The 10,511-nt window shown below is 71.8% G+C and carries 12 protein-coding genes; 5 read left to right on the top strand and 7 right to left on the bottom strand.

Translation table 11 applies throughout. From position 1 onward, the window contains the following. Positions 1-168: 168 nt before the first annotated feature. Positions 169-1,008, bottom strand: coding sequence for a PaaX family transcriptional regulator (locus ACFFNX_RS31145; RefSeq protein ID WP_378209444.1), 840 nt, complete (start codon positions 1,006-1,008; stop codon positions 169-171). 74 nt (positions 1,009-1,082) lie between these two features. Here ACFFNX_RS31145 and ACFFNX_RS31140 point away from each other — a divergent pair, with 74 nt between their 5' ends. From ACFFNX_RS31140 to ACFFNX_RS31130, 3 genes are read left to right on the top strand one after another with little or no spacing between them, the layout of a single operon-like run. Then, a complete protein-coding gene (locus ACFFNX_RS31140; RefSeq protein ID WP_378209443.1) occupies positions 1,083-1,934 on the top strand; it encodes an amidohydrolase family protein in 852 nt (283 codons plus the stop codon). A gap of 45 nt (positions 1,935-1,979) precedes the next feature. After that, positions 1,980-2,429, top strand: a complete 450-nt coding sequence (locus ACFFNX_RS31135; protein WP_378209446.1) for a hypothetical protein — start codon at positions 1,980-1,982, stop codon at positions 2,427-2,429. After that, positions 2,311-2,601: a transposase gene (locus tag ACFFNX_RS31130; protein ID WP_378209445.1), complete on the top strand. Its 291-nt coding sequence runs from the start codon at positions 2,311-2,313 to the stop codon at positions 2,599-2,601. The genes ACFFNX_RS31135 and ACFFNX_RS31130 overlap by 119 nt, the downstream gene beginning before the upstream one ends. Here ACFFNX_RS31130 and ACFFNX_RS31125 read toward each other — a convergent pair. The 4 genes from ACFFNX_RS31125 to boxC form a co-directional block, all read right to left on the bottom strand. Next, the gene (locus ACFFNX_RS31125; protein WP_378209442.1) at positions 2,549-3,379 is read right to left on the bottom strand and encodes a DUF1206 domain-containing protein; all 831 of its coding nucleotides are present in this window, start codon (positions 3,377-3,379) and stop codon (positions 2,549-2,551) included. The two genes, ACFFNX_RS31130 and ACFFNX_RS31125, sit on opposite strands and share 53 nt — an antisense overlap. Before the next feature lie 137 nt (positions 3,380-3,516). Then, the gene (locus tag ACFFNX_RS31120) at positions 3,517-5,067 is read right to left on the bottom strand and encodes a benzoate-CoA ligase family protein (protein ID WP_378209441.1); all 1,551 of its coding nucleotides are present in this window, start codon (positions 5,065-5,067) and stop codon (positions 3,517-3,519) included. A 14-nt stretch (positions 5,068-5,081) separates the two neighbouring features. Then, a complete protein-coding gene (gene boxB / locus ACFFNX_RS31115; RefSeq protein ID WP_378209440.1) occupies positions 5,082-6,497 on the bottom strand; it encodes a benzoyl-CoA 2,3-epoxidase subunit BoxB in 1,416 nt (471 codons plus the stop codon). A gap of 16 nt (positions 6,498-6,513) precedes the next feature. Continuing rightward, a complete protein-coding gene (boxC, locus tag ACFFNX_RS31110) occupies positions 6,514-8,118 on the bottom strand; it encodes a 2,3-epoxybenzoyl-CoA dihydrolase (RefSeq protein WP_378209439.1) in 1,605 nt (534 codons plus the stop codon). Between the two features lie 197 nt (positions 8,119-8,315). Here boxC and ACFFNX_RS31105 point away from each other — a divergent pair, with 197 nt between their 5' ends. Beyond that, entirely contained in the window at positions 8,316-8,741 is a 426-nt protein-coding gene (locus ACFFNX_RS31105; RefSeq protein WP_378209438.1) for a hypothetical protein, read from the top strand. An 11-nt stretch (positions 8,742-8,752) separates the two neighbouring features. Here the strand turns inward: ACFFNX_RS31105 and ACFFNX_RS31100 are convergent, their stop codons facing one another. Both ACFFNX_RS31100 and ACFFNX_RS31095 read right to left on the bottom strand, forming a co-directional pair. Next, positions 8,753-9,103, bottom strand: a complete 351-nt coding sequence (locus ACFFNX_RS31100) for a hypothetical protein (RefSeq protein WP_378209437.1) — start codon at positions 9,101-9,103, stop codon at positions 8,753-8,755. A gap of 105 nt (positions 9,104-9,208) precedes the next feature. Further along, entirely contained in the window at positions 9,209-10,042 is an 834-nt protein-coding gene (locus ACFFNX_RS31095; protein WP_378209436.1) for a phytanoyl-CoA dioxygenase family protein, read from the bottom strand. Between the two features lie 41 nt (positions 10,043-10,083). Between ACFFNX_RS31095 and ACFFNX_RS31090 the strand changes: the two genes are divergently transcribed. Then, positions 10,084-10,511, top strand: a 428-nt coding sequence (locus ACFFNX_RS31090; protein ID WP_378209435.1) for an AraC family ligand binding domain-containing protein, incomplete at its 3' end; no start/stop codon positions are given.

Raw genomic sequence — 10,511 nt, 5'->3', positions numbered from 1 at the left:
CCGGCGGGGCGGGCCTCGTCCGGCGCTCCCCGCCGCGGATCACGGTGTCGCGGCTCGGCGGCGACGCCGCCGCCCTGGGCGCGGCGTCCCTCGTCGTGGAACGGGTCCTGGACGACCCCGCGCTGCTGGTGACCAGGTGTTGACGCCCCCGGGCCGGGAGCCCGGCCGCTATCGGCCGATCAGCTCGCGCCAGCGGTGCTGGGCGACGTCGGACCACTCGGTGTGCCGCTCGGCGAACAGCCGGCGCGCCTGGTCGCCGATCCAGCCCTCGGGCAGCAACGCGGTCGGCAGGCGCGGATCGAGGAACGGGAACCGGCGCCACTCGTGCACGAGGCGCGTCTGGGCGAGCATCGTGTCGTGCACCGAGGCGGGCTCCAGCTCGCCGAACGTCTCGACGAACCCGGCGTACTGCGCGGCGACGGCGTCGAGGTCCCACGCCCGGCGCACCATCTCCCGCTCGCTGCCGACCGCGGCGAACCGCGCGGTGAACGACATGGCGCCCTGGTCGAGGCCGAGCCCCTGCACGACCGACAGGACCTCCGGCTCGCGCGACGGTATCGGCGAGATCCACATGCCCGGGCCCGGCGAGCCGAAGCCCGCCCAGGTCAGCTTCGTACGGAGCCGGTGCCGGAGCCGGCGCTTGGACTCGGGCACCGAGACGTACAGGATCAGCCAGACGCCGTCCCAGACGGGCGGCGGTGTGCCGAAGGCGTAGATGCGCTCGGCGCCCTCGGTGAGCAGCCGCCGGCCGGACGGCGTCAGGGACCAGCGGACGCTGCGCCCCACACGCTCGGAGGACAGCCACCCGTCGCCGGCGGTGCGTGCGAGGGCCTGGCGCGCCGACTTCTCCTCCACGCCGAGACTGTCGAGCACCTCGACGATCGTGGCGGTCCAGACCGGGCTCTCCTGCGGCATGACGAACTCGCCGAGGACGGTCAGCAGCAGGGAACGCGCGCTCGTCTCACCCACCGCGTGGCGCCGGGTCAAGGTGGGGCGAGTGGCGGTCACCCATGTCACTCTACAGACGCGTGTTGCATCATGGCCCGGAAGTAAAAACCCATTGTCAAGAAACGGACGGCTTCGTGCTCGATGGTCACGTTCTCGTCGATGCCCACACACATCCGGCGCGGCTGGCGACGCTGAAGCGCGCCTGGCACGACTGGGCGGCCGACTTCGGCGACGCCGATGCGCTGGGCCGGGTGTACGACGCGGAGGGCGCCGTGGTGCCCGCGCGGTTCGGCGAGCTGCTGGACGCCGAGGGCGTCGACGTCGTGCTCATGTTCAGCGAGTACAGCCCGAAGGCGACCGGGATCCAGCCCATCGAGGACCTGTTGCCGCTGGCCGCCCACGACCCGGCGCGCATGCGCCTCGTCGCCAACCTCAACCCCCACCTGCACTTCCCGGTCGCGGAGGAGGTCGAGCGTCAACTCGGCCTCGGCGCCGTCGCGCTGAAGCTGCACCCGGTGCACGGCGGTTTCCCGGCCAACGAGCGCGCGCTGTACCCGGCGTACGAGGTGTGCCGCGACCGCGGCGTGCCGGTCGTCGTGCACTGCGGCACGAGCAGCTTCCCCGGGTCGATGAACGGCTACGCCGACCCGGTGCTGCTCGATGAGGTGCTGCGGGACTTCCCGACGCTGAACCTCGTCCTCGCCCACGGCGGACGCGGCTGGTGGTACGACGCGGCGGCCTTCCTGGCCCTGTCCCGCGAGACGGTGTGGATCGAGCTCTCGGGCCTGCCCCCGAGACGGCTGCCCGAGTACTACGCGCGACACGACTTCGCCCGGCTGAGCCGCCGCTTCATCTTCGGCACCGACTGGCCGGGAGTCCCGGGGATCGCGTCGAACGCCCGCGCGGTCGCCGACCTGTGCCCGGACGAGGAGACCGCCGCCCTGGCTCTGGGCGGCAACGCCCTGCGCGTCTACCACCTCGACTGACAGCGAGGATGTAGGTGAGCGCCTCCCGGTGAGGTCATCGCCCGGATGGTGCGTGCCGATGCCCAGGCCGCGGCCCGTGCCGCGCTCGCTCAGGTCCGTACCGGAGTGCCCAAGCATCGCGATGGGCGGGTCGAGGCGCTGCGGAACCTGCGGGTCGCCCGCCGTAGCGCCATCACCGGGCGCGCTACCGCTCAGCGTCGGATCAAGGCGCTGGTCGTGACCGCGCCTGAGCAGGTCCGTGCTCAGCTGCGTGGCCTGTCCACCGGCGAGCTGATCGCCGTCTGTGCGGCGCTGCGGCCCGATCGCGGCAGGTGCGACGATCCGGCGGTGGCGGTCAAGACCACGTTGCGTAGGCTGGCCAGCCGTGCCGTGCGGCGTGGCACCGTTACCGGCGGCCTCTTCTGGCAAGACCGACCGGCACCGCCTCAACCACGGCGGGGACGGCGACGCCAACCGCGCGCTGTGGCGAATCGCGATCACCCGCATGGCCACTGACCCGAGCACCCGCACCTACGTGCAACGACGCACCAAGCATGGCAAGGACAGGCAAGAGATCATCCGCTTGACGAACCATAGGAGCATCCGGCGACCCGCCGCGGGGAGATGCCGACGGGTCAGACGCGGCGCCAGCGTGCCTCGCAGAAGGAGTACACGCCGAACACGATGAGGCCGAGTGCGATCAGGACCAGCAGCCCCGGCCCGGCCCCGGTGTGTGCGAACTGCCGCAGCGTGCCGTCCACGCCCTTGGCCTTGTCCGGGTCGAACGTGATGGCCGCGTAGGCGATGAACACGCCCGCCGCCGCGTAGACGAGCGCGCGGGTGGACTTGCCGACGACGCCGACCGTCGTGACCGCCTTGCGGACCCCGGGGCTCATCTGATGGGTGTTGAGCTTCTTCTCGAACCTGGTCCGGACGGCGGCGACGGCGATGCCGACGCCGATGGCGACCAGGCCGAGCCCGGCGATGAGCACGATCCAGCGCCCGGCGGGCAGGTCGTGCATCGCCTTCCCGGTCCAGTCCTTGCTCTTCTTGTCGCTGGACCCCGGGCCGCCCGCGCCGACGGTGAAGGCGACCGTGCTCGCGCAGACCACGGTGTAGAACACGCCGCGGGCCAGGGAGGACAGGCGCTTGGTGGCCTTGCCGCCCTCGGGTGCGGCCTGGCCCCAGACGGCCTCGCTGTAGCGCCAGATCGCCATGCCCGCGAGGCCGACGGCCAGCAGCCAGAGCAGGACCGTGCCGCCCGGCGTCTGGGCGACGGCGTGCAGCGCGCCCTGCCGGTCGGCCTCCTTGCCGCCCTCGCCGAAGGCGATCTGAACCGCCAGCGCCCCGACGATGATGTAGATGACGCCACGCGCGGCCAGACCGGCGCGGCCGAGCGCGCGGAACGCGCCGCTGGAGGCCACCTTGCCGCCCGTGACCCTGAAGCGCGCACCCTGTGCGGTCATGAGTCCCCCTCTGCCCGAGAGGGGGACCACGGGGGCGTGCCCTCGATTCGCTCGCTGCGCTCGGCCATGCTCCCTACCTCCTGAAGTCTGCAGCCAGACTCCCCGGAGGAGAAGGAGTCAAACCCGCGTGCGGGCCGTCAGGGGGTGAAGTCGCGTTCCCGCAACGCGTCGCGCAGGATGTACCGCTGGACCTTTCCGGTCGCGGTGGTCGGCAGGGAGTCGAGGAACAAGACCGCGCGCGGGCGCTTGAAGGCCGCCAGCTCCTCGCGGCAGAACGCGATGATCTCCTCTTCGGTCACCGTGGCGCCCTCGGCGCGTACGACGCCGGCGACCGGCTTGTCCAGGCCGTCGCCGTCGGGCATCGCGACCACCACGGCCTGCGCGACGCCCGGATGCTCCAGCAGCCGCGCCTCGACCTCGCTCGGCGAGACCCAGATGCCCGCCGCCTTGATCATGTCGTCGGAGCGGCCGAGGAACCGCAGCGAGCCGTCCTCGTCGGCGACGTAGGTGTCGCCGGTGCGCAGCCACTCGCCCTGGAACACGCGGCGCGTCACGTCGGTACGGCACCAGTAGCCGGTCGCGATCGAGTCGCCGCGCACCATGAGGTGCCCCGGGGTCCCGCGCGGGACGTCGGCGCCGGCGTCGTCGACGATCCGCACGTCGTAGCCGGGCACCGGCAGGCCGGTCGAGCCGGGGCGCACCTCACCGGGGCGGTTGGAGACGAAGATGTGCAGTGCCTCCGTCGCCCCGATGCCATCCAGGATCTCCACCCCGAACCGCTCGGCGAACCGCCGGAGGATCGGTGCGGGCAGCGGCTCTCCCGCCGAGACCGCCTGCCGTACGGAGGCGAACGTCTCTGCGGGCAGGTCGGCGGACAGCAGCGCGGCGTAGAAGGTCGGCACGCCGAAGAACAGAGTGGGGCGTTCGGCGAGGAGCCGCTCGGCGATGCCGGCGGGCGTGGGGCGGGCCGGTTCGAGCACGGCCGACGCTCCCGCGGAGAGCGGGAAGAAGCAGGAGTTGCCGATGCCGTAGGCGAAGAACAGCTTGGGCACGGACAGGCAGCGATCGTCCGGCCGGATGCCCAGCACCCGCGCGCCGTACGTCTCGCAGACCGACCGGATCGACGCGTGCCGGTGGATCGCGCCCTTCGGCCGGCCGGTGGTGCCGGAGGTGTAGAGCCACAGGGCGGTGGAGTCCGGGCTCGTCGGGTACGGGTCGCCGGCGCCGTCGCTCTCGGCGATCTTCGCCAGCAGGTGGCTCTGCGCCCAGGCCGGCGCCCGCGGCGGCGTCTCCCCGGTGAGGGCGAACACCGCGAGGTCCGGCGCGGACCCGGCCGCCTCCTCCGCGGCGGCGGCGAACTCCGCTCCCGCCACCAGCACGCGGGCCCGCGAGTCGCGCAGCACCCCGGCGAGGTCGCGTGCGGTCATCATGGTCGACACGGGGACGGGCACCGCGCCGATCCGCATCGCGCCGAGGATGAGCGCGAGCATGCCGGGGGAGTCCGGCATGAAGATCATGACGCGCTCTTCGGGCCGCACTCCCACCGCGCGCAGGCCCGAGGCCATGCGCTGGACGCGGCCGAGCAGCTCGGCGTAGGTGAGGGTCCCCCCGGGCCCGGCCACCGCCGTACGGTCGCCGCCGCCGGACTCGACCTGGCGGTCGACGAGGTAAGTGGAGGCGTTGAACACCGGACCACGCCCCTTTAGAGGAAGTGAACGTACTCGTAGTCGAACGGCTTGCCGTTGATTCCGTTACGCGGGGGTTCGAGCCAACTTGCGATCTTACCCGGCTCATATACCGGATGCATGAGGGATGCGACGAATGTCTTGTCTGTGTCGGTCGGGAGCCAGGCGCCCTTATGCGCCTCCCATTCGTCGTCGGTCAGCACCTCTCCGGAGGGCGAGGCGTTGATCCCGGCGAACGCCCCGACATAGCGGTTGAACGCGCGGTGCGGCAGGGCGAGCCGGTGGGGGAGACCGGCCTCGGCGAGGATGCGGTTCCAGCGTTTGACGCCGCTCTCGCAGTCGGCGATGTACTCGTCGCGCAGGTCGGTGTTGAGCGCGGTCAGCGCCTCGACCTCGACCCGCGCCGGCTCGCCGTCCTCGACGGCGTCGACGTACGCGCCGCGGTCGATGAGAAGGTGGTCGTCCTTGCGGCGCTCCTCCTGCCAGCGGCCCTTCAGCCCGGCGGAGAAGTAGTTCGCGACGTTCGTGGAGGTCTCGCCGCCGAACAGGTCCAGGCTGACGCTGTAGTGGAAGTTCAGGTACTTCTGGATGACGTTCAACGGGATCGCGCCGTGCGGCCCGGCGTCGTCGGTGTCGTGCTCGACCATCAGCCGCGCCGTGCGCCCGACGACGCGGTCCACGCCCGTGGTGCCCACGAACATGTGGTGGGCCTCCTCCTTGAGCATGAACTCACACGTCCGCGACAGCGGGTCGAAGCCGCTCTCCTTCAGCGTGCCGAGCTGGTACTTGCCGTCCCGGTCGGTGAAGTAGGTGAACATGAAGAACGACAGCCAGTCGGGCGTCTCCTCGTTGAACGCGCCCAGGATGCGCGGGGAGTCCTCGCTGCCGGAGTTGCGCCGCAGCAGCTCGCCGGCCTCCTCCCGGCCCTCGCGGCCGAAGAAGGCGTGCAGCAGGTAGACCATCGCCCACAGGTGACGGCCCTCCTCGACGTTGACCTGGAACAGGTTGCGCAGGTCGTACAGGCTGGGGGCGGTGTAGCCGAGGCGGCGCTGCTGCTCGACGCTCGCCGGCTCGGTGTCGCCCTGGATGACGATGAGGCGCTGGAGCGCCGAGCGGTACTCCCCGGGCACCTTCTGCCACGCCGGTTCGCCCTTGTGCTCGCCGAACGCGATGCGCCGGTCCTGGCGGGGGTCGGCGAGGAAGACGCCCCAGCGGTACTCGCTCACCGGCACGTGCCCGAAGTGCGCCCAGCCCTCGCGCCCGACGTTCACCGCGGTGCGCAGGTAGACGTCCTCGGTCGGCAGCTCGGGCCCCATCTCGGCCCACCAGTCGCGGAACCCCGGCTGCCACGACTCCAGCGCGCGCTGCAGGCGCCGGTCGTCGGCCAGCCCGACGTTGTTCGGAATCTTCTCCTGATAGTCGGCGGTGCTCATCGGTCGCTCATCTGCCTCAGACCCTCTTACGGTCGAACGTCGCTCGTACGCCGGTGCCGTACTTGCTCAGGGCACCGTCGGGCCCGGACGCGCCGGGCCGGGTGAAGATCCAGTTCTGCCACGCGGACAGTCGGCCGAAGATCTTGGTCTCCAGCGTCTCGGGTCCGGCGAACCGGTGGTTGGCCTCCATGCCGGTCAGCGCGTCGGGGCTGAGCGAGGCGCGTTCTTCCAGCGCGATGCGGATCTCGTCGTCCCAGTCGATGTCGTCGAGGGCGAGCGTGACCAGGCCGAGCTCCTCGGCCTCCTCCGAGCCCAGGCGCCGCCCGCGCACGTCGCGCAGCGGCGCGTCCTCCCCGTGGAAGCGCGACGCCAGCCGGCTCCATCCGTTCGCCATCGGGAACGCGCCGAAGTTCGCGTCGGTGACCACGAGCTCGGCGCCCTCGAGCATGTACTGCCGGTCGCACGCGAGCGCCGTCTCCAGCAGGGCGCCGGCGAAGCAGCTTCCCGGTTCGATGAGCGCGACCAGGCTGCGGCTCGTCACGTCGAGCCGCTTCAGGGTGCGCTTGTAGTAATGCCGGATCTCGGCGGCGAGCCAGTCCTTGCCGCCGGTCATCGCCTCCTCGTACGCGAGGACGGCGTCGATGTCGCCGGTCGTCCGGAGCACCCAGGTGCCGCGCTCGGGCTCGTTGGTGCGCAGCCAGAGGATGAGGTCGTCGAGCTCGCGAGTCATGGCGAGCGGCCAGAAGTCCGCGTCGACGACCTGGGGCGGGGCCGCGCTCTCCGGCGCGCGGACCGTGATGGTCACCCGGTCGCCGTCGAGCTCGGCGGTCACGTGCCGGTACGCGATGCGGTCGGCGGTGATCTCGGGTTCGAGCATCGGGAGCGGGACGCCGCGCTCCCCGGCGCGCGTCGACTCGGCGGCGGCCTGCCGCGCACGCTCGCGTACGGTCTGCTCGAACCGGCTGCGGGGGACCGCCTCGTCGACCAGCCCCCACTCGACCGCGGTGCGGCCCTTGAACCCCTCCGGCTTGGTCGCGAAGACGTCGGCCCGGTCACGGCGCACGCGGCGCTTGTCCACGACACGGGTGAGCCCGCCGGTGCCGGGCAGGACGCCCAGCAGCGGCACCTCCGGGAGCGACACCGCCGCCGAACGGTCGTCGATGAGCAGGATGCGGTCGCACGCGAGCGCGATCTCATAGCCGCCGCCGGAGGCGGTGCCGTTCACCGCCGCGATGTAGGTCTGGCCGGAGTGCTCGGAGGCGTCCTCGATGCCGCACCGGGTCTCGTTGGTGAACTTGCAGAAGTTCACCTTCCAGGGATGGCTGGAGGCGGCCAGCATGCGGATGTTGGCTCCGGCGCAGAACACCTTCTCGTCATCGCTCGTGATGACGACGGCGCGGACCTCGGGATGCTCGAACCGCAGCCGCTGCACGGCGTCGTACAGCTCGATGTCGACCCCGAGGTCGTAGGAGTTGAGCTTCAGCTCGTAGCCGGGCCGCAGCCCGCCCCGCTCGTCGACGTCCATCACGAGGTAGGCGACGTCGTCGTCGAACTCCATCCGCCAGTGGCGGTAGCGGTCCGGACGGGTCTGGAACGACACCGGTGGCTCGGAGCCGGACATGGTCTCCTCCTCGCTCGGCCTTCCGATTATTCTAAAGTTTCTTCGACCTGCGTCCAGGTTTTGTAGAAAAAAGAGAACGGGTCCGCCCTGGTAGTGGTGAGGCGGGCGTCCCGTACGGCTTGTCCCGTGCCGCGGCAGGGACGAGAGTGGAGACCGGCGGCCTACCGCCGGCCGCCGATGCCGCGGAGGTCGTTCCCATGCCCGCCCCGTCCTACCCGGAGGAACTCGCCCGGCTCATCACCGTGCTCGACTGGGCGGTGGAGATCCAGCCCGAGGCCGACCGGATCGTCCGGCTCTGCGCCGCCGAGCCGTACGACGTGCCCGTCCGCCTGGCCCGGGAGGCGACCCGGCTGGCGTACCGGTTCGTGCGGATGGCGGGGCAGTTGGAGGAGCCGGTGGGGATCCCCGAACTCGATGAGTACCGCACGCGGGCGCTCGGGCTGGTCCGGTACCACGTGTACATGCTGCACGACGCGCTCGACCTGGCCTTCAACAGCACGCTGCGGCACCGCCGCACCGACCCGCGTGCCGCCTCCCACGGCCTCGACCGGCCCGGCGCCGACCTGCGCACGCTGTGCCTGGAGGTACGCGCGGCGCAGCACCGGTACGCCCACCCCGGCTGAAGGGCCGAGGGTCACGGCGACAGCCACAGGGCCCAGCCGCCGACGCCGAACGCCGAGGCGGCGCACAGCATCGTCAGCGTCACGGCCGCACGCCGTACGACCGGGACCGGCCGCGGGACGCAGAGACCGAGGACCGCGCCGGCGAACGCGCCGAGGACCAGCCACGGAAGGGCGGCCCTGGCGGCCTGGTTCACCGCGCGGCAGTGGTCCCCGACGGCGCTGAACTCGCCGAGCAGGACGCAGTCGCTGCCGAAGTTCTCCGAGGCCAGGCCCACGAATCCCCACCACGCCAAGGTGGCCAGACTCGCGAGGAGGGCGAGAACGGGCCCCGGGGAGAGCACGGGCTGCCGGGGAGATGGCATTACGGCATCGTAGTGCGCGGCCGTCGAACGGCCCTCCTCGGGTGATCGGGTTCGCCGACCTGCGCGCGCCGTGCCGGGGGTACGCGCACGGGCCGGGGACGCGGTCTATTCGTGCCTGCGGGTGATGGTCTGGTGGCCGGTCAGGGCGATGGCGGGGACGCCGTCGGTGTCGGTCCACTCACCGCACAGGCCGCCACCCTCGCTGACGCCCAGGTGGAGGGGTGTGCCGTCCATGCGCAGCGCCGGGTGGAAGTACTCGGCGACCTTTTTGGCCTCGGCCTGGACGTAGTGGCCGATCAGCGCCCGCCGGAATCGGCCGGTGCTGGTGTTGGGCCTGCTGCCGTGCACCAGGGAGCCGTTGAAGAACAGTACGTCCCCGGGCTCCATCCGTACGGGCCGGCTCGGGTGGTCGTCGGGTACGGGCACGGTGACGTCGGTGAAACTGACCCGGGTGTCGGCCTTGGCGGTGCACAGGATCGGCCAGCGCTGGCTCCCGGGCACCACCATCATGCAGCCGTTCTCCTCATCGGCGGGGTCCAGCGCCATCCAGGCGGCGACGCAGGTGCCGGGCTCGGCCCGTAGGTAGAAGTTGTCCTGGTGCAGGGCCTGGCCACGGGAGCCGGGCGGCTTGAAGTACAGCATCGACTGGACGGCGTAGGGCTCCGCGCCGAGCAGGGCGGTCAGGCGCTCGCGGAGCCGGGAGTCGATGAGCCACCGCAGGGTGACCTCGTCCCAGCGGTGCATCTGCGCCATCCGCGGGTAGCGCCGCAGCGGGTCGTGCCCGGCGACCCCTACGCCCGCCAGGTCGTGCGGGTGCGGACCGCGCCGCCGCAGTGTCATGAAGTGGTCCCGCAGCCGGTCGACGTCCCCGGCGCCGAACACCCCGCGTGCCACCAGATAGCCTTCCCGGTCGAACACCTCTTTGCCGGAATCGCTCACGGCCTCTCCTCCCCGGTCTCGGGAACGCTCACCGACCCGGGGTGAAGGCCCAGGCCCTAACGGAGATCCTGAAGGAGGGAACCGCCATCGACCAGCAACGATCGGCGCGAGAAGTTGACCGATCGACGCATCCGCTGCCCGCTCCGTACGGCCCGGAGGTCCGGGCCCGCCTGGTCACGTCGCCCACGTACTGGCGCTGCGAACCGGGCTGGTCCTGGCACGCCCGCCCGCTGCCGGACCACCTGCTGTGGTACGTGGTGGACGGCTCCGGGCACCTCACGCTGGACGGGCGGCGGCACGCCCTGGCGGCCGGCAGCTGCGTGCTGTTCGCGCCCGGGGACGAACCGGTCGCCGGGCACGACCCGCGCCGGCGGCTCCTGGTCTTCGGCATGCATCTGACGGTGCGGACGGCCGATGGCGCCCCGGCCGCCCCCGCCGGCGTCGCGCTGCCGGAACACCACTGCCGGCT

This window comes from Actinoallomurus acaciae (assembly GCF_042429965.1).
GTDB lineage: Bacteria > Actinomycetota > Actinomycetes > Streptosporangiales > Streptosporangiaceae > Actinoallomurus > Actinoallomurus acaciae.
The sequence above is the reverse complement of the archived record's forward strand: the minus strand, read 5'-3'. Positions and strand labels throughout refer to the sequence as shown.